This window comes from Azospirillum sp. A26 (assembly GCF_042604635.1).
GTDB lineage: Bacteria > Pseudomonadota > Alphaproteobacteria > Azospirillales > Azospirillaceae > Azospirillum > Azospirillum palustre.
In genome coordinates this window covers 65,334-87,029 of the sequence record NZ_CP170475.1, presented here as the reverse complement: position 1 = coordinate 87,029, position 21,696 = coordinate 65,334, and the positions used below count along the sequence as shown (strand labels likewise).

The window sequence follows — 21,696 nt, the reverse complement described above, 5'->3', positions numbered from 1 at the left end:
AGGCCCCTCCTTCCTGCGGGGAAGAGGGGCCTTTCGCTGGCATCACGCCGACCGCACCTGACTGAGGAAGCGGTCGATCTGCTGCTGGAGGCGGCCGGTCTGGCTGGAGACCTCCTGGGCAACCGACAGGACTTCCTGGGCCGACTGGCCGGTCTGGCCGGCGGCGGTCCGCACCTGACCGATGTTCTGGGACGCCTGGGCGGTGCCGCCCGCCGCCTGCTGGACATTGCGGGCGATTTCCGAGGTGGCGGCACCCTGTTCCTCCACCGCTGCGGCGATGCTGGCGGCGATGTCGTTCAGGCGGCCGATGGTCAGGCCGATGCTGCGGATGGCGCCGACCGCCTCGCCGGTCGCCTGCTGCATGGCGCCGATCTGGCCGGCGATCTGCTCGGTGGCCTTCGCCGTCTGGCTGGCCAGCTGCTTCACCTCGCTCGCCACCACGGCGAAGCCCTTGCCGGCCTCCCCGGCGCGTGCCGCTTCGATGGTGGCGTTGAGCGCCAGCAGGTTGGTCTGGCCGGCGATGTCGGAGATCAGGTCCAGCACGGCGCCGATGCGGCTGGCCGCCTCGTTCAGTTCGCGCATGGTGCTGTCGGTGCGCTCGGCCTCATTGGCGGCCTTGGCGGCGATGGACGCCGATTCGGTCACCTGCCGGGCGATCTCGCTGATCGACTGCGACAGCTCATGCGCGGCCGAAGCGGCGCCGTCCACGTTGACCGACGCGGTTTCCGCCGCCTCTGCCGCGTTGCCGGCTTGGCGCGAGGTGTCGTCGGCGGTCGCCACCATGCCGGCGGCGGTCTGGTGCATCTGGGTGGCGGCGGCGGACACCGTCTCCACCACCGTCTTGACGCCGTTTTCGAACTGGTCGGCCAGCGACAGCATGGTCTGGCGGCGCTCGCCGGCGGCCCGCTGGCGCTCGGCCTCGGCGGCGGTGCGGGCGGTCTCCACCTCGCGTGCGGTGTCGCGGAAGACCAGCAGTGCGGCACCCATCTCCGCGATCTCGTCCTTGCCGGTCAGCGCGATCTCGGCATCCAAATCGCCGGCGGCGATGCGGTCCATGCCGGTCTTCAGATCCATCATGCGGCGGATGACGATCCGGCCGATATAGAGCCAGACCACCAGGATCGACACCAGGATGCTGATCCCCGCGACGGCGATTTGCGTCATGCGGCTGTTGTCCAGCATATGGGTGGTGGCGGCGCTGGCCTCCGCGATGCTGCTCTTCTGCCCGTCCACCAGGGTGGAGATGCCCTTGGCCAGCGTGGTGGTCAGGGCGTGGTTGCTCTCCAGCAGCTGGGTGAAATAGCCCTCGATGGTCAGTTCCTTCTGGCGCAGGGTGACCATGGAGTTTTCGCCGATGGAAAAGCCGTTCAGCAGTTCCGCCTGCTTGGTAGCCACCGCGGCCAGCCGTTCCGGCAGTGTCTGCGCGTTGTTGGAAAGCCCGGCGAGCGACACGCCCACCCGCGTCTCGATGATCGCCAGCCGCTGGTCGTCCCTGGTGGTCGACGCTTCCATCAGCATGTTGCGGATGTTGGCGGCTTCCGCCGTGACGATGGCCAGCGGCTTCTTCTGCGCCATCACCTTGTTCAGGGTGTCCGCCGCCTCGCGCATCGCCGCAGGGGCGGCATCCGGCTCCGCCAGGGTGGAGCGGGCCTGCTCCTCGTCATTGTTGAGGACGGAGGTCCAGGGGGCAGCGAATTTCTGGATTTCCGCTTCGGCCGCCATCACCTTCGGCATCATCGCCATGCGTTCGGCGCCGAGTGCCACCCGTTCGGCCGCGGCCTGATCGAGCTGCGCCAGATTGCCGAGAAGCCCCTGCGATGCCTCCTCGATTGCGGCGAGCTGAGCGCCGGCAGAACCGGTGGCCCGCAGCCGGGACAGGCGCGCGTTGAACTCCTCCTTCGCGACGGCGATGCGGGCGGAGACCGCCTCGCGCGCGGCGGCGGTGTCGGCGGAGGTCAGGGCCGGGGCCAGTGCCACCAGCCGTTCGGCCTGCTGCGCCACCGCCATGCCCTCGGTCATCGCCGGCACCGCTTCGCCGACGATGGCGTCGATGGTGGTGCGCACGTTCGCATAGCCGATCAGCGCCACCGCGGCGGCGACCAGCGTGCCGGACAGCACCACGCCGATGGCGATCATCAGCTTGGCGCGCAGCCCGGAGTACCATGCACCGCCCTTGGCGGGTGCGCCATGGCGCATCATGCTCTGGCTATCCTTAGACATCCCATCCTCCCCCTTCGGTGCTCGGACACCGACGCTCCATAAGTCATTGCGGCTGGCCGTTCCGGCTCTCGCCGCACCTTAATTCCACCGAACCTGCCTGCGACGGTCGCGGGCGGGTCGCAGGCGATGTCGCAGAAAAGGAACAATTGCAAATAATTTGACCGTTCCGTGACTAGCAAAGCGCCAAATCGCTTAAGAAAGAAATAAGGAGAATCCACGATTCTTCCGTGACGGCCTGCGAATCGTGCCGCAGTGCAATGATCGGCCAGTCGGCCCCGGTTTCGATTTCACTAAAAGCGCGCATGGCTTGGCTGCCGCAAGCCGGAATGATGATCCAGGCCGGTCGCCGGCATATATAAAACTGGTGATATAACAGATTTACTCACAACCGGTGGGCGCAATGGCCTTGCGGTCCGCCGGACCGGCAAAAAGAAGGCCGGCCTTCGAAAAGGCCGGCCCATCCAGTCGGAGGCAAGGCGGTTTTGGCGTCGCGTCAGGCGAGCGCTTCGCGCGGGCCGAAGAACTCATGGACAATGGCCGACTCCGGCAGGCCGAGCGCGGTCAGCGCCTTGACCACCGCAGCCATGAACGGCTTCGGACCGACGACATAGGCGGCGACCCCCGGCTCCTGCGGCAGCAGCTTGCCCAGCCGCTCCTCGTCCAGCAGGCCGACCATATGCGGCGTGTCGCCCGGCTGCGGGTCGGCATAGCAGTAGACCGGCTTCAGCGCGTCATGCAGGGAAGCCAACTGGTCGACCTGCCGGCGGAAGGCATGGACCGAGCCGTTGAGCGCAGCATGGACGTAGATGACCTTGCGGCCGGCGGCCAGCGCCTGTTCGGCCAGCGGCAGGGCGGGGGTCTGGCCGACGCCCCCGGTGATCAGCAGCAGCGGACCGGCGCCCTCGCGCAGCACGAACTCGCCGGCAGGGGGATAGGCATCGATCTCGTCGCCGACCTGCACGCGGTCATGGAGGAAGCCGGAAACCAGCCCCTGCTGTTCCCGTTTCACCGAAATGCGGTAGTCCTTGCCGTTTGGCGAAGCCGACAGGCTGTAGTTGCGATGGACGGTCTCGCCGTCGATGGTCAGCCGCAGGCCGAGATATTGGCCGGGATGGAAGTCCATCACCTTGCCGCCATCGACCGGCGCCAGCCGGAAGGAGGTGATGACGGCGCTTTCCGGCGTCTTCTCCACGATGCGGAAGCGGCGGGCGCCGCGCCAGCCGCCGGTCAACGCAGCCTTGCGGGCATATTCCTTCTCTTCCGCGGCGATCAGCAGCTCCGCCAGTTGCCAATAGGCGGCACCCCAGGCGTCGGCGACCTCGGCGGTCACCGCGTCGCCCAGAACCTTGCCGATGGCTTCCATCAGGCAGGTGCCGACGATCTTGTACTGGTCGGGGGTGATGTTCAGCGAGACGTGCTTTTGCACAATCCCGTCCACCGCCGGTCCCAGCACCTCGAGCCGGTCGATGTTGGAGGCGTAGGCGATGATGGCGTTGGCCAGCGCTTCCGGCTGGGCGCTGCTGCGCTGGTGGCTCTGGTTGAAGACGGCGCGCACCTCGGGGAAGCGCTCGAACATCAGCGGATAGAAGGTGCCGGTGATCTTGTTGGCGTTGGCGGCGACGACGGGAGCGGTGGCCTTGATGACGGCGATCTGGGCAGGCGTCAGCATGGGAGGGGGCAATCCTTTTGCGCGTCACGATGTCGCAACCAGATGGCAAGCCCTGTGCCAAAGCGACGCAGCGCGGGAATCCGCCCTGCACAGAAGCCGCGTTGTCAAAGTGACCGCGCAGGGTATGATGTCGGATGGACAACGATGCGGTCATTTCGACACCAGCGCTCCCGCTGGAACAGACTGGAGCGCTGGTGCAGGCGCTGGACGATCCGGCACGGCTGTGGCCGTTGCTGCTTGCTCTTATGGCGCGCCACCTGCCTTGCGATGCCTGCGCACTGCTGCGGCGGGACGACCGCGCCGGAACCGGACGGGCGGGGGAGGGGGTGCTGGTGCCGCTGGCCACCCGCGGCCTCAGTCCCGACACGCTGGGGCGGCGCTTCGAACTGGACGAGCATCCCCGCCTGAAGGCGATTGCCGAGGCCGGGGACGGACCGTTGCGCTTCCCCGCCGGCTGTGAGCTTCCCGACCCCTATGACGGGCTGATCCCCGATCTGCGCCAGCGGCTGCATGTCCATGACTGCGTCGGTGCACCGCTCAGCGTCGATGGGCGGCCGTGGGGCATGCTGACCCTGGATGCGCTGAACGAGGGGCGTTTCGAAGGGTGGGAAGGGGCGATTGCCGCCTGGGCCCGGCTCGCCGCCGACCTTGCTGCGGCGATGGAACGGCGTACCGCCCTGTCCGGCGATGGCGCCGCCGCCCTGCGGATCCTCGACGATCCGCCGCAAGGGCTCGACTTCGACCCCATCGGCGCCAGCCCGGCGATGGCGAGCCTGCTGGCGGAGATCGACACCGTTGCGGCCAGCAACCTCGTCGTGCTGGTGCTTGGCGAAACCGGGGTGGGCAAGGAGTTGATGGCGCGACGGCTGCACACCCGTTCTCCTCGCGCCGCCGGACCGCTGGTCCACGTCAACTGTGCCGCCCTGCCGGACGCGCTGGTGGAAAGCGAACTGTTCGGCCATGTGCGCGGCGCCTTTTCCGGTGCGGTGGCCGACCGGCGCGGCAAGTTCGAACTGGCCGACGGCGGCACCCTGTTCCTGGACGAGGTCGGCGAACTGCCGCTGGCGGCGCAGGCGAAGATGCTGCGGGCCTTGCAGAATGGCGAAATCCAGCGCGTCGGCTCCGACCGCCACATCACCGTCGATGTGCGGGTGATCGCCGCCACCAACCGCGATCTGGCGGCGGAGGTGCGGGAGGGCCGCTTCCGCGCCGACGTCTATCATCGGCTCAGCGTCTATCCGCTTCGGGTGCCGCCGCTGCGCGACCGCGGCACCGACATCCTGCGGCTGGCCGGCCTGTTTCTGGAGCGCAACCGGGCGCGGCTGGGCCTGCGCAACCTGCGCCTGTCGGTGGCGGCGGAGCGGCGCATGCTGGCCTATCCCTGGCCCGGCAATGTGCGGGAACTGGAGCACGCCATCGGCCGCGGCGCCATCCGCGCCCGCGTCGCCCGCCCCCCGGACGGCGGCGTGCTGACCCTGACCCCCGCCGATCTTGGACTGGAAGAGGGAGAGGGGAGCACCGTGACGGCTACCGTCCCGGTGCGGCAGCCCCGCCCGCCGCAAACGCCGGACCTGCCCGACCTACCGCTGCGCGACGCGGTGGAGGATCTGGAGCGCCGGATGATCCGCAAGCATCTGGACCGCCATGACGGCAATTGGGCGCAGGCGGCGCGGTCGCTCGGGCTCGACCGCAGCAACCTGTTCCGCCTCGCCCGCCGGCTGGGGCTGCGGGAATGAGCGGGGAGGGGCTGTCCTGGCGCACGGACATCGATGCGCTGGTCTTCCGGCCGGCCGGGCACGGCGGCTGGTGCGCCGTCCACCGGCTGGCCTTCCGTGCCTTGCTGGACCGGCGGGAACCGACGCCGGAGGACTGTCTCGCCTACGCCGCCGCCCACCGTGCCTCGTTCGAAGCCGCGGCGTCCGACAAGATCGCACAGCGGGGCTACGCCGCCGCGGCCAGCCTGCATCTGACAAGCCGCGACGTCTCCCGCCTCCTCTAGAACCCCATCTGCCGCGGCATCCACAGTGCCAGCTCCGGCCAGACAATCACCGCGACCACCACCAGCAGCATGGTGATCAGCGGCCACATCACCCAGCGTAGGGTGCTTTCCATCGTGCAGCCGGTCATCCGGCAAGCCACCATCAGGTTGACGGCCATCGGCGGGGTGAACTGGCCGACCGCGATCATCAGGGTCAGGATGACGCCGAACCAGGTCAGGTCCCACTTGTAGGCGGTGGCGATGGGGATCAGCAGCGGCAGCAGGATGATGAAGATCGAGATACCGTCCAAGAAGGTGCCGACGATGGTCAGCAGCACCACCAGAAGGGCCATCACCCCATATTCGCCCAGGCCCGAATGGATGATGGCGTCGGCGATGGGATCGATCACCGACAGAGTGCTCAATGCCCAGCCGAACACGCTGGCAAGCGCGATCACCGTCAGGATGATGGCGGAGATCTCCGCCGCCTCGACCAGCATGGAGTAGAGGTCTCGGAAGCGGATGGTGCGGTAGACAACCATGCCCAGCAGCAGGCCGTAGGCCACGGCGATCACCGCCGCTTCCGTCGGGGTGAAGACGCCGAGACGCAGGCCGCCCAGGATGATGACCTTGGCGAACAGGCCCAGCGACGCGTCCCACAGGCTGCGCCAGAAGGGCGGGCGCGGCTCGTGCGACAACTTGGAGCCGAGATTGTGTTTTCGTGCCAGCCAGAAGACCGGGATGATCAGGGCCAGTCCGGCCAGCGTGCCGGGAATGATGCCGGCGGCGAACATCGAGGTGGTCGGGGCGGCCGGCACGAGCACGCTGTAGATGATCAGCGCGACCGACGGCGGGATCAGGATGTCAGTCGCGGCCGCCGCAGCGATGACGCTGGCGATGTAGGGGCGGGGATAGCCGGCGCGGATCATGCTGGGCGCCATGACGCCGCAGACCGCGGCGGCGATGGCCGGACCGGAACCGGAAATGCCGCCCATCATCATCGCCACCACGACGGCGATGACCGCCAGCGCACCCTTGCCCTGGCCGACGATGGCGGTTGCGAAGCGCACCAGTTTCTGCGCCACGCCCGACCGGTCGAAGATGGTGCCGGCCAGGACGAACATCGGGATGGTCAGCAGCGGATACTTGGCGATGCCGGTATAGACGCTGGTCGGAACCGAGATGACGCCGAGATGGGCGAAGGCGATGGCGGCGGTGCCGGCCAGCCCGAGGGCGGCGGCAATCGGCACGCCCAGCACCATCATCACCAGAAAGGAGCCGAAGAGCAGAGTGGTGATCACGGCTCGCCCTCCGGGATATGTCCGGTCTCAAGCGGCTCCGTGCCCTTGTGGATGCGCACCATGCGGCCGACGGTGCGGGCCAGCACCACGAACGACAGGACCGGCAGGCAGATCGTGTAAATCCACTGCGGCAGACCCAGCGCCGGCGATGTCACCTCGAACCGGTAATCGTCCCAGGTGGCCCAGGCGCCGTAAACCGTCAGCAGCCCGTACATCAGCGCGACGCAGGCCATGGCGAACTGCTCGGCCCGGCGGCGATTGACGGTCGACATCTTGTCGGTGACGAAGGTGATGCGGATGTGCCGGTCCTTCACCACTGCGGCCGACGCGCCGAGGAAGGTCAGGATGACCATCAGCGCAATCGAATATTCCTCGGTAAAGGCGAAGGAAACGTCGGTCAGGTAGCGCACCACGACGTTGGCGAAGGTGATCAGGGCCACCACTGCCATGGTGATGGCGACCAGCACCTCTTCGATGCCCAGGGGGACGCGTGGTTTCGGCACCGGCCGGACGACGGTGGGGTCGTGATCGCTCATATTGCCAGGGTCCAGATGGAGGGAGCGGGATTATTCCCTTCACCGGGCAATCAATGCAAGAAACGATCTGCCACGCGGATTCATCGGGCCAAAGTCAGCATCGCGCGCATACCGGGAAATGCGGAGCAATTGCCGCCAAAGCATAAATCTTTAAGGTGCGCTTGACGGATTGATTGCTCCTTTTTATCGATGTATATCTCGATAAAACACGCTATTGGCATCAAAGCGGCAAATATGCTTCTGTGCCTAACTATTCGGTTTCAAAGAATCACGCGCTACGCAATTGTGATGAAGGAGTGAGCTGAATGGCTTTCATGACGACCCTCACCGAAGGCATGAATTTCTTCCAGGTCCAGTGAGCGGTCCATATGCTGGAGACTGGTATCTTGATGGCCTGGGTGGAAATGACACCCGAATGGGGAGCAGGACGCCGATTATCTCGATGGAGGAAGCGGGTCTGATTTAATTTATGGCGGTTCTTGGAACGATACTTTGTTCGGCGGTAGCTATCCTTTCGGTTTCGGAAGACCGACCAGCTGCAAGGAGGATCCGGTAATGATATATATTATCATGATTTCTCATCTGGCGGTGTCACCAGCATAATTGATTTGTCGGGAGGCGAACTCGGCAATAGCGACACGCTTCGTCTGAGCAATGCACTTGGAACATTGTCGCTTCGGTGGGGCGATGACCGGTCTACGTTGTTCATCGGCTTGGCCGGTGAATTTGACGATGGTTCATTTGATAATGGTGTGGCCATCACCGGCATGCTCAGCAACCTGGGAGCGGAAACTTCTGGAACGATTGAGAATTTTTATGTGAACGGCAACCAGTCGACGAGTTGGCTCTCGGCGGTCAAGAATGGCTGGCAATTGGCCTTTGGATAATTCTGTTGAAAATATCCGATAGATTGAGGCCGTGACGAAGATCATGATACGCCAGAACATTGCGCGAATTTCTCAAATTCTCGCGATGTTCCTTAAATTATATTCGTGGAAAATTATCATTACAATCAGCATTTCTGAAATTTTCAGGCAGTAATTTCAAGACACTGCCTTGTGTTGCTGACCGATGCACTGGTCATGACTTGACCTTTGCATCTCTGCGAGTTTCACACAGAGGGGTGCTTCGATGAGTGTATCGCCCTTGTCATCCGGGCTGTCACCGCTGTCCGCGTCCTACGCGGCATCCAGCCTGCCCATCCAGTCACGGTCATCCGCCACCGGTGCCGTTGGCACCGCCGCCAAGGACTCCGTATCGTTGAGCGAACTGGGAAAGTCGTTGCGTGGTGAGTCCGCCATCGCCTTCAACGCCCTTTCGGACAAGCAGCGCGGCCAGCTCATCGATCTCGTCGACAGTGGGAAGATGAGCGGCGAGGAGGTGCACGATGCGCTGAAGCAGCGGCTGAAACAGGCACGCGGCAGTGCCGTCAGTGCGACCCAACGCATGTTCGCCAACGATCATGCCGAACTTCTGACCGGTGGAAAGGCGGGTCCCGAGGAACTGCGCGACGCTCTCGCCACGACGCTCGACCGTCGCTCTTCCCTGATGGACAAGCTGCAATCGGCGTTGGGCCAGGATGGCGTGCAAGCAGCGTCCGATGCGCTGTCGGCACGCGATCTCAACCCATTGCTGTCGGGCAACGGGGCCGGCAACACCACCATGGCCGGCTTTTTCGATGGCAAGGGTGCCGATTCCCGGTTGGCTTTTACGAAGAAGGAGGGTGATGCCGCCTACAAGCTGAAATCCCTCGGGGTCGAGCTGGACGACATCGACAACGCCTTGCGCAGTATTGGCGAGAAGGACGCCGCGGCGATCCTGTCGGAGCGGGCAGGGCTTCCCTCCTCGCGAACCGTGGCTGCTGATGCCGATTTCTCTGAGAAGGATGCGGTGTTCCTGCCTTTCGTGTCCGTCTCCGCCCAGGGTGGGGCAGGGCGCAAGACCGATCTGGCGGGCGAGGCGGATCGGTTGAAGGCATTCTATCAATCTGCCCGGGCCGAGTCGGTCGGATCCGGCATTTCCCGCATTGATGCCAAAATGGCTCTGCCGGACATCGCTGACGCCGAGGCTGGGGGCTCCGTTCGCATGGTTGCGTCCGATCCCTCCTATCTCAAAGGGCTGTTGACGCGCTATTGATCAGACGGTTCCGGCACCGGTTTGGGCGCTACCCCTCGCATTTCTCTGCCGGCTGACGCATCGCAATCGCCTCTTCACACAACATTGGCAGGCGCAAGGTGAAGACGCTGCCCTGACCCAGCCGGCTGTCCGCCGTCACCGTCCCGCCATGTAGGGCGGCGATCCGACGGACCATGTTCAGTCCGACGCCGCTTCCCGCCGCCGTCCCGGTGTTGGAGGCACGGAAAAAGCGGTCGAATACCCGCTCCAGGTCGCCGTCCGGAATGCCGATTCCCTGGTCGGCGACCGACAGCGCCAGCCACGCTCCATCCGCCTCTTCCTCCTGCCGGGCCCGCAGCCTGACCGGGGTGCCGGAGGGGGAATATTTCAGCGCGTTGTTCAGCAGGTTGTGGACGCACAGCTCCAGCATCGGACCGTCGCCCACCACCCAGTGCGGGCAGCCGTCCAGATCCAGCTCGATGCGCCGGCCGGGTGCGGCGTCGCCCTGGGCCGAGGCGGCGGCGCGCAGCAGGGCCGGCAACGCCAGCCAGTCGCGGCGCAATGTGAAGGCGGGATCGTTCAGCCGGTCGTCGGCAAGGCAGGTTTCCAGGATGTTGACCTGCCGGCGCACGGCGCGGCGGATCTTCTCCAGCCGCGGCAGCATGCCGGGGGCCTTCACCTCCGCATCCATCAGCAGAAGCTGGGCCGCCCCGTCGATGATGGCGAGCGGCGTCTTGAACTCGTGCGCCGCCATCGACAGGAAGCCGTTCAGCGCCCGCTTCGCCTCCTGCTCCGCCACCAGCCGCTCTTCCGCCTCCAGCCGGGCGAGGTCGAGGCGGCGCACGGTGTCCTCCAGCCGCCTCTCGGCCCGGTGGCGGTGGGTGACGTCGCGCAGCATCAGCAGGCAGCCGACCTCGCGCCCGCCGCCGCCCGCCGTCAGCGGCACCCAGGTCACCTCGAAGCTGCGCGGAGAGTCGCCGCAGTCCAGCGTCAGCGGTCCCGGTGCAGCCGCCGGCATGGCGCCGACCATGGTGGACAGGGCCGACAGCCCGGGCAGGTCGGCAAGCCGTCGCCCGATGGCGGCATGATCGCCGGCAAGCGCCTGTGCCGCCGGATTGGCTTCCACCACGGTGCCGTCGCCGTCCAGCACCAGCACCGGATCCGGCACCGCGTCGAGCAGTGCATCGCGGGCCACCGGCAACAGTTCGAAAAGGCGCCGCCGGGTGATCAGCCAGTAGAAGATCCCGTCCATCATCAGGAAGCTGAAGGCGGTGGGGTCCAGGTCGAACAGGGTCAGGTTGCCGAAGACATAGCCGGCATTGGCGCCCCACGGGACGGCCATCACCACCAGGAAACCGAGGTAATGGGTGCGGTAAGCCGGCGTCGCCCGGTGGATGCCGCTGGCGGTGACGACGATGCTCATCACCATGAAGGCATAGATGTAGATGGTGACGGCGTAGAAGAGCAGCCCGTGGCTGTAGACCAGGGCGGCGCCCGGCTCCGCGTTGACCGGCTGGATGGCGGTGTAGAACAGGTGGTGGGCGTCGTTGGTCAGGGCAACCGCCCAGGTCGCCAATCCGATCGTCACCAGCACCAGCCGCCAGCGTGCCGGCAATTCGCCCCTGGTGTAGGACCACAGGAAGAACGCCCACAGGCTCGGTGTGCAGACAATGCCCAACCAAGCCATTTCCGCCCACAACAGCTTGTCAGCGGGCGCCGGCACCATGCTCTCGACGGCGACGGCCGTCGACCACCAGGCGGCCGACAACTGCATCAGCACGAAATCGGTGCGGCCGGGGAAGGCGGGAAGGGTCCAGCTGCGCGCTGCGATCCACAAGGTGGCGACGACCGCGGCCAGAAGCAGGGCTGACGGAAGGGTCATCGCGGAGCGTGCATGGGTCGGGGCTTCGGCCGTGGTCGGTTGCAGCGGACGGGAAGTGCAGAGAATGAACCTTTCCGTCGAAGCTGCGCAAGCTTCTCCGCGGAAAAGGAAAAGCGCGCAGAAGTCGGCGCGCTTTCCCAGCCGGGCTGCTCGCCCGGACCTCACCGGATCGTGGAGCCGGTCACTCCTTATTCCTTGTTGCCGCCGCCGCCGTGGCTGTGTTCGCCACCTTTCTTGCCGGCCTCCGACGCACGTTCGGGATCGTTCTTGAAGTTGCCGCCCGACGCTTGGCCGCCCTTGTGGCCGGCTTCGGCCGCGCGCTCCGGATCGTTCTTGAAGTTGCCGCCGGAGTGCTGGCCGCCTGCGCTGCGCCCTTCGTTCTGGTTCGCCATGATGTGTTCTCCATCCTGTGTGATGATCGAAAGGTCGTCACCGTGCGGAAACGCAACGGTGCAGATCAGAACAGGGTGCCGGTGGGATGGTCGCGCCTCCTCCACCATCGGTTCAGTGCGGCCTTACCGGAAGTGGCAAGCCCCAGCCGGTTGCGGATTCGGACGTACGGGCCGATAAGGTAAGCCTGCTCTGACATGGAACGGGGACGGCGGGAGTGAGTGATCGGGAACGGTTCTCCGAAGTGCGGCAGGGCGATGCGGCGCTGCTGCGCAGCCGGGCGATTCCCTCGCTGTTCGAAGCGCTGGAAACCCAGTCCGAAGGAACGGTGGCGGTCGACCGCCATGCCCGGGTCGTGTGGATCAACGAGAAATACGCCCGGATGCTCGGCATCTCCGACCCCGCCGAGGCCATCGGCCGCGAGGTGGAGGAGATCATCCCCCATTCGCAGATGCGCCAGATCCTGGCGACCGGCCAGCCGATCCTTCTCGACCTGATGCTGTTCGGAACCCAGCGGCTGGTGGTTTCGCGGTTTCCGCTGACCGACGATGCCGGTGCGGTGATCGGCGCCGTCGGCTTCGTTCTCTACGACAGCCTGCACCGGCTGAAGCCCCTGCTGGCCGAACTGTCGCGACTGGAGGCGGAGCTGGCGGCGACCAAGCGCCGGCTCGACGAGGGGCGGCAGCCGCGCTACACGCTGCAAAGCTATGTCGGCGACAGCCCGGTCTGCCTGGAGGTCAAGCGCAAGGCCCGTCTCGCCGCCCGCACCGACGCGCCAATCCTGCTGCTGGGGGAGACCGGCACGGGGAAGGAACTGATCGCCCAGGCCATCCACGGCCTGTCGGCGCGCAGCGGGCGGTCCTTCGTCGGCGTCAATGTGGCGGCGATCCCGGAAACGCTGCTGGAGGCGGAGTTCTTCGGTGCGGTGCCCGGCGCCTACACCGGGCTGGACCGCCGCGGGCGGGAGGGACGCTTCAAGACCGCCGACGGCGGCACCCTGTTCCTAGACGAGATCGGCGACATGCCGCTCGGGCTTCAGGCCAAGCTGCTGCGCGCCTTGCAGGAGCAGGAGATCGAGCCGCTGGGGTCCGACCGGCCGGTGAAGGTCGATGTGCGGGTGATAGCGGCGACCAACGTCGATCTGGAGCAGCGGATCCGCGACGGCCGCTTCCGCTCCGACCTTTATTACCGTCTGAACGTGCTGCCGATCCGCCTGCCGGCCCTGGCGGAAATGGGTGGCGGGCTGGAAGCCATCGCCGAATCCATCCTGCAAGAGATCGCAGCCCGCACCGGACTTCCCCTTCGCGGCCTGACCCCGGAGGCGGTGGAGGCGCTGGGCCGCCACCGCTGGCCGGGCAATGTGCGCGAGCTGCGCAACGTGCTGGAGCGTGCCTGCCTGCTGACCGACAACCGCCGCCTGACCGCCGCGGACCTCGCGGAAGCCTTGCCTGACCTGGGTGAGGCCGGCACCGACGGCGCGCTTGCCGTTCCGCTTCCGGCTGCTGTCCCAACGGAGCAGCGTCCGCAATCGCTGCCTCTGCCGGGCTATGACCAAGCCTACGACGAGTTCGAGCGCGGGTTGCTCGGCCGGGCGCTCGCGGCCAGCGGCGGCCGGGCGACGGAGGCGGCACAGGCGCTCGGCATCTCCCGCGCCGCCTTCTACAAGAAGCTCGCCCGTCTGGGGATGCGCGCCGGCGGGTAACGCCGGCGCGCATTCAGCTCAGAACAGCTTGCTCAGACCGGCAGCTGCTTCATCGCCGCGACGGCGGTCATCACGCCGCGGATCTCGGCCAGACCGCGCAGGCGGCCGATCATCGGATAGCCGGGGTGGGTCGGCTTGCCGACATCGTCCAGCAGCTCGTGGCCATGGTCGGGGCGGAAGGGCAGGCGCCAGTTGTCGTTGCCGGCGTCCTGGCGGCGCTTCTGCTCCTCCAGCAGGGTGGTGACGACCGACACCATGTCGACGTCGCCGCCCAGATGGTCGGCTTCCTCGAAGGACCCGTCCGGATCCTTGGCGACGTTGCGCAGATGGACGAAGTGGATGTCCTCGACGAAGCGCTTCGCCATCGCCGGCACATTGTTGGTCTGCCCGGCACCCAGCGAGCCGGTGCAGAAGGTCAGGCCGTTGTTGGGCGACTTCACCGCATCGATCAGGTGGGCGAGGTCGTCCTCGGTGCTGACGATGCGGGGCAGGCCGAACAGCGGACGGGGCGGGTCGTCGGGGTGGATCGCCATGCGGATGCCGACCTCTTCCGCGGTCGGGATGACCTCGCGCAGGAAGCGGGCCAGCGTCTCGCGCAGGCCGTCGGCGGACATGCCGTTGAAGCGCGCGATCATCTTGCGCAGGCCGGGGATGTCGTAGCGGTCGTACGCCCCCGGCAGGCCGGCCATGATGTTGGTCAGCAGCTTGGCGCGGTCGCTTTCCGACGAGCGGTCGAACCATTCCTTGGCCTTGGCGAGAACCTCCGGCGAATGGTCCTCCTCTGCGCCCGGACGCTCCAGCATGTAGACGTCGAAGGCGGCATGCTCATGGGCGTTGAAGCGCAGCGAGGTGCCGCCGCCCGGCAGTGCCGCCGCCAGTTCCGTCCGCGTCCAGTCCAGCACCGGCATGAAGTTGTAGCAGATGGTCGTCACGCCGCAGGCTGCGAGGTTGCGCATCGACTGGCGGTAATTGTCGAACAGCTCGGTCAGGTCGCCTTCGCCGATCTTGATCGCCTCATGCACCGGCAGGCTTTCGGTGACCGTCCAACTGAGTCCGAGTTCCTTGTCGGACTCGATCATTGCCTTGCGCTTTTGGATCTCCTCGACCGACCAGACCACGCCGTAGGGGATGTGGTGCAGGGCGGTGACCACGCCGGTAGCGCCGGCTTGGCGGATGTGGTTCAGCTTGATCGCGTCTTCGGGACCGAACCAGCGCCAGGATTGTTCCATGGCTGCGAACTCCTTGGAGTAGAGAGGGGGCTTTGGAAGTCTGGAAAATCAGCGGAAAAGCAGGCTCGGCAGCCACAGCGACAGGGCCGGGATGTAGGAAACCAGGAACAGGATCAGGATGTTGCAGAGCAGGAAGGGCCAGATCGCCTTGGTGATCGCGCCCAGCGAAATCTTCGCGATGTTGGCCGCGACGAACAGGCAGACGCCGACCGGCGGGGTGGTCAGGCCGATCATCAGGTTCAGCACGGCGAAGGTGGCGAAATGGATCGGGTCGATGCCGACCTGGGTCGCCACCGCTAGCAGCGGCGGGAACAGGATGATCAGTGCCGCAATCGTCTCCATGAAGGTGCCGACGATCAGCAGCAGGATGTTGATCAGTAGGATGATCAGGTACTTGTTGGTGGTCAGCGCCAGCATCGATGAGGCGATGGCCTGCGGGATCTGCTCGCTGGTCAGGATCCAGCCGAAGACGTTGGCGAGGCCGACCAGCAGGATCAGCCCGCCCGCTCCGATGGCGCTTTCCAGCAGGATGCCGGGCAGCTGGCGCAGCTTGAAGCCCTTGTAGACGAACAGACCGATGACGAAGGCGTAGAGCGCCGCGACGATGGAGGCCTCGGTCGGGGTGAAATAGCCGCCGACGATGCCGAACAGGATGATCGCCGTCATCAGCAGCGCCCAGAAGGCGCCGCGGCTGGCGCGGACCAGCGCGCCGAAGCCCTGCCATGGCTCCCGCGGATAGTTGCGTGCTCGTGCCAGGATCCACACCGTCAGCATCATGCCGATGCCCAGCAGCAGGCCCGGAATGGCGCCGGCCATGAACATCTTGCCGACCGACAGGCCGGTCAGGGTGCCGACGATGATCATCGGCACGCTGGGCGGGATGATCGGCCCAACGGTGGAGGCGGCGGCGGTCACGGCGGCGGCGAAGGGCGCGTCGTAGCCGGACTTGCGCATCGCCGGGATCATCACGGCGCCAATGGAGGCGGTTTCCGCCACCGCGGTGCCGGAGATGCCGGCAAACACCATCGACCCGGTGACGTTGGCAAGGCCGAGGCCGCCGCGGATATGGCCGACCAGCCGGTTGCTGAACAGCACGATCTGGTCGGTGATGCCGCCGCCATTCATCAGGTTGCCGGCCAGCACGAAGCCGGGAATGCAGAGCAGGACGAAGCTGTCCATGCCCGCATACATGAACTGCGGGACCACCGCGAGGTCGATGTCGCTGCCGACCAGATAGACCGCCGACGCGCCGCCCAAGGCGATGCCCACCGGCGCGCCCAGGATCAGCAGAACGGCGAAGGTGACGAACAGTGCGGTGACCATCAGACGGTTTCCCCATGGCTGGGCGGCGCGGAGTCGCGCCCAAGCCCGGCCAACCGGGCAATCGAGAAGAAGGCGAGCGAGACCGGGATGATCAGCGTCACGACATAGACCCAGATCATCGGGACGTTGATGGAGCGTGCCCGCTCACCCAGGCTGCCGACGACATAGTCCCAGGCGCCGGGAATGATCGCGACGGCGAAGACCAGAATCGCGATGTCGACCAGCCGCGCGACGGCGGTCTGCATCGGCTTGGGCAGCAGCAGGATGAACATGTCGACGTTCACCAGCTCGCCGCGCAAAAGCGCGAGGCCACAAGAGAAGGCGACGAGATGGACCAGCGCGAAGCGGGCCACCTCTTCCGTCCAGGGCGGCGACGGAAAGCCGGGCACCCGGCCCAGCACCTGGATGGTCACGACGACGATGAGGACGCCGATGGCCGCCAGGGTTCCCCAACGGCAAAGGGCGGAGACGGCCGACACCAGGGCGGCAAAGGCGTTGCGCATTGGAATGGCTCTTGCGGTTTGGGGGGAGACGGGCGCCCTCTCCCGGTCCGGGAGAGGGCCTTAATCTCCGCTCACTTCACCGCAAGGATTTCGTCGTAGATCGGCTTGATTTCCGGCGACAGCGCCGCGACGACGGCCGGACGGCCCTTCTCGGCGAAGGCGGCCTTGTCGACGGCGATGAACTCCATGCCCTTGGCCTTCAGGTCGGCGGCCAGCTTGGCCTCGTCCTCGATGAACAGCTTGCGCTCGGCGGCCTGGGCAGCCTTGGCGGCCTCCATGATGGCGGCGCGCTGTTCGGCCGGCAGCTTGTTCATCTTCTTCGAGCCGCCGACCAGATAGATCCAGCTGATCACGTGTTCCGTCTGGTTCACGTATTTCTGGACCTCGTAGAAGCTCGCCGACTTGATCAGCGCCAGCGGGTTCTCCTGCGCCTCGATGGTGTCGTTCTGCAGGCCGGTGAACACCTCCGAGAAGGCCATCGGCGTCGGCTTGGCGCCCAGCCCCTGCCAGAAGGACACGAACAGCGGCACGTTGGGGACGCGCATCTTCAGGCCGTTCAGCTCGTCCGGCGACTTGATCGGGCGCTTGCTGGTCAGGTTGCGCGGGCCGCGGGCGAAGTAGGTGAGCGGGACCAGCTGGGTCTTCTGCTCGATGGAATCGGCGATCTTCTTGCCCGGCTCGCCGGTTACGACCTTGTCGAGGTGATCGAGGTCGCGGATGGCGTAGGGCACCGCCAGCAGTGCCGCGGCCGGCGCCCAGTTCTGCAGGGACTCGCCGGTGATGGTGAAGTCGATGGTGCCGAGCTGGATGCCCTTGATCAGGTCGGTTTCCTTGCCGAGCTGCTCGTTGGGGAACACCTTGACCTCGACCGCGCCGTTGGTGCGCTTGGCGACTTCCTCGGCGAAGACCAGCGAGGCCTTGTGCCAGACATTCTCTTCGTTGGCGAGGTGGCCGAGCTTCAGCGTCGTCTTGGCCTGGGCGCGGACGATGGCCGGGGCGGCGATGCCGCCCAGCAGCGTCGCACCGGCGGCGATGCCGGCGCCGAGGCCGATGCTCTTAGCCAGCGTGCGGCGCGAAATCGGGGTCTTGCTGTTCATCCTGGTGTCCCTCCGTTTTTGGCGGATCATGCCCGCCATTGCTTTGACTGGTGGCTGCCGTCCGGCAGGCGGTCAGCTTTCGAAGTCGAGCTGGACCTTGATGGTGCTGGACGGGTCGGTCTCGATCAGCGAGAAGGCGCTCGCCGCGTCGGCGATGGGGAAGACCTGGGTGATCATCGCCGCGGGCTTCAGCTTGCCGCTCTCCAGCCACTCGATGACTTGCGGCAGCAGGCGGCGGTTCAGGCGCGAGCCGACCAGCGTCAGTTCCTTCTTCACGATCTCCTGCTGGCTGATGTTGCAGGGGGCGGGAGAGAAGCCGAGCAGGCCGATGCGCGCCGCTGGGCTGGCGAGGCGGCAGGCCTCCTCCAGCAAAGCCGGCACGCCGGCGCCGTCGATCACCACCGTGGGGCCGAGCCCGTCATTCTCGTCGCGCACCGCGTCGGGAACCGACACCCGCGACGAGTTGAGGACGACATCGGCACCGAACTCCTTCGCCCGCTCCAGCCGCTTGTCGTCGAGGTCGGCGACGATGCAGCGGGCGCCATGCAGCTTGGCGACCTGCACCACCGTCAGCCCGACCGTGCCGGCGCCATAGACCAGCAGCGTGTCGTCGGCGCCGATGCCGGTGCGCGACAGCACGTTGGCAGCGATGGACAGCGGTTCGGCCAACGCTGCAATCGAGATCGGCAGGTCGGAGCGCACCTTGACCGCATTCGCGGCCGGCACCACGACATGGTTGCGGAAGCCGCCGTCGCGGTGGACGCCGAACACTTCCAGATTGGCGCAGACATTGGTGCGCCCGGCCCGGCAGGCATAGCAGCGGCCGCAGGATACCACCGGATCGACCACCACATGGTCGCCGGCAACGACGTTGGTCACGCCGTCGCCGACCGCTTCCACCGTGCCTGCGAACTCGTGCCCGATCACGCGGGGATAGACCGCGAAGGGGTTGGAGCCGTGGTAGATGTGCAGATCCGACCCGCAGATGCCGGCGCGCTGGACGCGCACCAGCACCTCGCCGGCCTTGACCGGCCCGGCAGACGGGGTGTTCTCGGGACGGAGCGCCAGCACATGCGGCTTTTCGACGGTCAGGGCAACCACGGGACCACTCCCTACTGAAGAGGATGCTGTGAGAAAAGGTCAGGCGGCCGCTGCGACGACGGCGCGAGCGCCTTCGGCGAACAGGCGCTTGAGTGCGGCGGTCACCGGAGCGGTGAAGCGCGGGTCGCGCGGCAGATCCTCGCCGAACACGGCGGTCAGGCCGAACAGCGCCTCAGCCAGCCGGTCGGGATTGCCGGCGGTGGCGGCTGCGATCTCAGCCAGACGGGATGCCAGCGGATCGCGCACGTCGATGGGCTGGCCCTTCTCGTCGGTGCCGGCGACATAGCGCATCCAGGCGGCGACGGCCAGGGCCAGCCGGTCGATGGGTTCACCGGCGGCAAGCCGGTCGCGGATCGGGTTCAGCAGGCGCTGCGGCAGCTTCTGCGTGCCGTCCATGGCGATCTGCCAAGTGCGGTGGCGCAGCGCCGGATTGCGGAAGCGGGTGATCAGCGCATCCTTGTACTGCTCCATATCCGCACCCCCCTGGTCCTTGGGCGGCATGTGGAGCGTCGGCCCGGTCTCCCGGTCCATCAGGTTGCGGACCAGCGTGGCGAAAGCTGGGTCGGCCATGGTGTCCGACACCGTCTCGTAGCCGGCCAGATAGCCGAGATAGGCGATGGTGGAGTGGCTGCCGTTCAGCAGCCGCAGTTTCATCGTCTCATAGGGATGGACGTCGGCGACCAGTTCCACCCCGACCGTCTCCCAGGCCGGTCGTCCGGCGGGGAAGCGGTCCTCGACCACCCACTGGGTGAAGGGCTCCGTCACCACCGGCCAGGAATCCTGCATGCCGAGCGCCTGCGAGACGCGGGCGCGGTCGGCCTCGGTGGTCGCGGGGACGATGCGGTCTACCATGCTGTTGGGGCAGGCGACCGTTTCCGCAACCCAGGCGCCGAAGGCCGGATCACGCAGTTCGGCGAAGCGGCGCAGGATGCGGGCGACGGTGTCGCCGTTGCTCGGCAGGTTGTCGCAGCTCAGCACGGTGAAGGGGGCCAGCCCGGCGGCGCGGCGGCGGGACAGCGCCTCGGCCAGGAAGCCGATGGCGGTGCGCGGCTTGTCCGGATTGTCCAGGTCGTGGCGGATGTCGGGATGGGCTTCGTTCAGCGCGCCGGTCGCCGGATCGTGGCAATAGCCCTTCTCGGTCACCGTCAGGGTGACGATGCGCACCGACGGGCGGCACATCCGCTCCAGCACCGCTTCCGGGTCCTCATGGGCGACCAGCAGGTCCAGCAGGCAGCCGATGACCCGCAGCCGCTCCCCCTCCGCATCGCGCACCGCGACGGTGTAGAGCCCGTCCTGCGGTTCCAGCGCGTCGCGGGTGTCGGGACTGCGCAGGCTGACACCGGCGATGCCCCACGGCCCGAACTGCTGTTCCAGCAGGGCGTCGGTATAGGCCGCCTGATGGGCGCGCTGGAAAGCACCGACGCCGAGATGGACGATCCCGATGTCGAGCGCCTCGCGGTCATAGCCGGGGCGGGCCACCGTCGCCGGCAGGGTGGACAGGCCGGAGGCGCTGAGGCGCCGCGACGGGGCGCCGGAAGGAGGGACGGTGGACGATGGCATGGAGAGCATTTCCTTCCAGGCGAGCGGTTGGCTCACATTCTTGTATGGTAGTATGTCAAGAAGCGCGGAGAAGGGCAACCCGGATTGTCATCCTGGCAAACCATATAGTCCTGCTACTGCCGTCTCCGCTTGCCGCCGGCACTGCACATGCGGTGGCGGTCAGCGCAGGGCGGCAACCCGTGACCGGCCGCTGCTTCTGGAGGTCGCCTTCGATGCCGGCGGAGTTCCGGCCTCCTCAAGGGTGAACAGGTCGGGGAACTTGCCTTCCAGTTCGGGCAGAGAGGTCAGGATCTCGCGCAGATGCAACCCCATCGCCGCCTCCGCCTTGACCGGGTCGCGGGCGACAATCGCCTCCAGCACCGCCTGATGCTGCGAGATCAGCCGGCGGATCGGCGTGGCGTAGGGAACACTGAGATAGCGGACGCGGTCCATCTGCGCCTTCGTCTCCTCGACGATGCGCCAGGCATAGTCGCACTCCGCCCCGATGGCGATGGCGCGGTGGAAGGCCTCGTCCAGTTCCAGGAAACGCACCGGCACCGGCTCGTCGGCGATGTCCCACTGGGCCTTCAAAAGGTCGCGCAGTTCGGCGATGCCGGCCGGCGTGATGGTCTCACAGGCCTTGCGCACCACGGCGGTTTCCACCGCCTCACGCACGAAGCGGGCGTCGAGCACCTGCTTGACCGAGATCTTGACGACGAAGCTGCCGCGCTGCGGCCGGATAGTGAGAAGGCCGGCTTCGCTCAGCTTGATGAAGGCCTCGCGCACCGGCTGGCGGCTGACGCCGAGCTGGTCGGCGATCTCCTGCTCCGACAGGGCCTGGCCGGGGCTGAACTGCATCGTCACGATGGCTTGGCGCAGCACCCGGTACACGCGCCGCGCGATCGGCTCGCCGGATTCCACGTCGATCTTGTTCAGCATCGGCACGTCATGGTGTATGGCGCCTCGAAACCAGCCCGAAGGGCCGGAGCGAATGATTGGTCTATCAGGATACTACCATACCAAGCGGCCGGCAAGAGTATTTCCCGCCGACCCTGCTTGATGCGATGCGGGTTTCTCACGAAAACTCGTCCGGATCAAAGAGACCTCGTCA

Annotated in this window: 18 protein-coding genes and 1 pseudogene; 6 read left to right on the top strand and 13 right to left on the bottom strand. The window is 66.5% G+C overall.

Annotation, left to right across the window (positions count from 1 at the left end; translation table 11 throughout):
• Positions 1 to 42: 42 nt before the first annotated feature.
• Together ABNQ39_RS29285 and hmpA are read right to left on the bottom strand one after the other, a co-directional pair.
• Complete coding sequence (locus ABNQ39_RS29285; protein ID WP_376965522.1) at positions 43 to 2,220, bottom strand: methyl-accepting chemotaxis protein; 2,178 nt, start codon at positions 2,218 to 2,220, stop codon at positions 43 to 45.
• A gap of 493 nt (positions 2,221 to 2,713) precedes the next feature.
• A complete protein-coding gene (gene hmpA / locus ABNQ39_RS29280) occupies positions 2,714 to 3,889 on the bottom strand; it encodes an NO-inducible flavohemoprotein (RefSeq protein ID WP_376965520.1) in 1,176 nt (391 codons plus the stop codon).
• Between the two features lie 134 nt (positions 3,890 to 4,023).
• Here hmpA and norR point away from each other — a divergent pair, with 134 nt between their 5' ends.
• Positions 4,024 to 5,625: a nitric oxide reductase transcriptional regulator NorR gene (norR, locus tag ABNQ39_RS29275; RefSeq protein ID WP_376965518.1), complete on the top strand. Its 1,602-nt coding sequence runs from the start codon at positions 4,024 to 4,026 to the stop codon at positions 5,623 to 5,625.
• On the top strand, positions 5,622 to 5,888 hold the full coding sequence (locus ABNQ39_RS29270) for a hypothetical protein (RefSeq protein WP_376965516.1): 267 nt from the start codon (positions 5,622 to 5,624) through the stop codon (positions 5,886 to 5,888). Before norR ends, ABNQ39_RS29270 begins: the two co-directional genes overlap by 4 nt.
• Here the strand turns inward: ABNQ39_RS29270 and ABNQ39_RS29265 are convergent.
• Positions 5,885 to 7,168, bottom strand: coding sequence for a TRAP transporter large permease (locus tag ABNQ39_RS29265; RefSeq protein WP_376965514.1), 1,284 nt, complete (start codon positions 7,166 to 7,168; stop codon positions 5,885 to 5,887). The genes ABNQ39_RS29270 and ABNQ39_RS29265 overlap by 4 nt on opposite strands.
• Complete coding sequence (locus ABNQ39_RS29260; protein WP_376965512.1) at positions 7,165 to 7,704, bottom strand: TRAP transporter small permease; 540 nt, start codon at positions 7,702 to 7,704, stop codon at positions 7,165 to 7,167. Before ABNQ39_RS29260 ends, ABNQ39_RS29265 begins: the two co-directional genes overlap by 4 nt.
• 459 nt (positions 7,705 to 8,163) lie before the next feature.
• On the opposite strand from ABNQ39_RS29260, the pseudogene ABNQ39_RS29255 reads away from it, so the two are divergent.
• From ABNQ39_RS29255 to ABNQ39_RS29245, 3 genes and pseudogenes are all read left to right on the top strand, one after another.
• Positions 8,164 to 8,307 (top strand): annotated as a pseudogene (locus tag ABNQ39_RS29255) (hypothetical protein); the annotation flags it as partial.
• A 5-nt stretch (positions 8,308 to 8,312) separates the two neighbouring features.
• Complete coding sequence (locus tag ABNQ39_RS29250) at positions 8,313 to 8,591, top strand: hypothetical protein (protein WP_376965510.1); 279 nt, start codon at positions 8,313 to 8,315, stop codon at positions 8,589 to 8,591.
• A 244-nt stretch (positions 8,592 to 8,835) separates the two neighbouring features.
• Positions 8,836 to 9,840 carry a hypothetical protein gene (locus tag ABNQ39_RS29245; protein WP_376965508.1) on the top strand — a complete coding sequence of 335 codons (1,005 nt, stop codon included), beginning with the start codon at positions 8,836 to 8,838 and terminating at the stop codon, positions 9,838 to 9,840.
• Between the two features lie 28 nt (positions 9,841 to 9,868).
• Here ABNQ39_RS29245 and ABNQ39_RS29240 read toward each other — a convergent pair whose 3' ends face one another.
• Positions 9,869 to 11,701, bottom strand: coding sequence for a sensor histidine kinase (locus ABNQ39_RS29240; protein ID WP_376965506.1), 1,833 nt, complete (start codon positions 11,699 to 11,701; stop codon positions 9,869 to 9,871).
• A gap of 188 nt (positions 11,702 to 11,889) precedes the next feature.
• Entirely contained in the window at positions 11,890 to 12,093 is a 204-nt protein-coding gene (locus ABNQ39_RS29235) for a general stress protein (RefSeq protein ID WP_376965737.1), read from the bottom strand.
• 215 nt (positions 12,094 to 12,308) lie between these two features.
• On the opposite strand from ABNQ39_RS29235, the gene ABNQ39_RS29230 reads away from it, so the two are divergent.
• Positions 12,309 to 13,793 carry a sigma-54 interaction domain-containing protein gene (locus tag ABNQ39_RS29230; RefSeq protein WP_376965504.1) on the top strand — a complete coding sequence of 495 codons (1,485 nt, stop codon included), beginning with the start codon at positions 12,309 to 12,311 and terminating at the stop codon, positions 13,791 to 13,793.
• A 32-nt stretch (positions 13,794 to 13,825) separates the two neighbouring features.
• Here the strand turns inward: ABNQ39_RS29230 and uxuA are convergent, their stop codons facing one another.
• From uxuA to ABNQ39_RS29195, 7 genes are all read right to left on the bottom strand, one after another.
• Positions 13,826 to 15,022 (bottom strand): mannonate dehydratase, encoded by a 1,197-nt coding sequence (gene uxuA, locus ABNQ39_RS29225; RefSeq protein ID WP_376965502.1) that lies wholly within the window; start codon positions 15,020 to 15,022, stop codon positions 13,826 to 13,828.
• A 48-nt stretch (positions 15,023 to 15,070) separates the two neighbouring features.
• Entirely contained in the window at positions 15,071 to 16,345 is a 1,275-nt protein-coding gene (locus ABNQ39_RS29220) for a TRAP transporter large permease (RefSeq protein WP_376965500.1), read from the bottom strand.
• Positions 16,345 to 16,848: a TRAP transporter small permease gene (locus tag ABNQ39_RS29215; RefSeq protein WP_376965498.1), complete on the bottom strand. Its 504-nt coding sequence runs from the start codon at positions 16,846 to 16,848 to the stop codon at positions 16,345 to 16,347. Before ABNQ39_RS29215 ends, ABNQ39_RS29220 begins: the two co-directional genes overlap by 1 nt.
• Positions 16,849 to 16,919: 71 nt before the next feature.
• Positions 16,920 to 17,945 (bottom strand): TRAP transporter substrate-binding protein, encoded by a 1,026-nt coding sequence (locus ABNQ39_RS29210; RefSeq protein ID WP_376965496.1) that lies wholly within the window; start codon positions 17,943 to 17,945, stop codon positions 16,920 to 16,922.
• A gap of 72 nt (positions 17,946 to 18,017) precedes the next feature.
• Positions 18,018 to 19,046: a Zn-dependent oxidoreductase gene (locus ABNQ39_RS29205; RefSeq protein ID WP_376965494.1), complete on the bottom strand. Its 1,029-nt coding sequence runs from the start codon at positions 19,044 to 19,046 to the stop codon at positions 18,018 to 18,020.
• A gap of 39 nt (positions 19,047 to 19,085) precedes the next feature.
• On the bottom strand, positions 19,086 to 20,606 hold the full coding sequence (locus tag ABNQ39_RS29200) for a mannitol dehydrogenase family protein (protein WP_376965492.1): 1,521 nt from the start codon (positions 20,604 to 20,606) through the stop codon (positions 19,086 to 19,088).
• Between the two features lie 159 nt (positions 20,607 to 20,765).
• Positions 20,766 to 21,524 carry a GntR family transcriptional regulator gene (locus tag ABNQ39_RS29195; RefSeq protein WP_098735233.1) on the bottom strand — a complete coding sequence of 253 codons (759 nt, stop codon included), beginning with the start codon at positions 21,522 to 21,524 and terminating at the stop codon, positions 20,766 to 20,768.
• Positions 21,525 to 21,696: the final 172 nt, after the last annotated feature.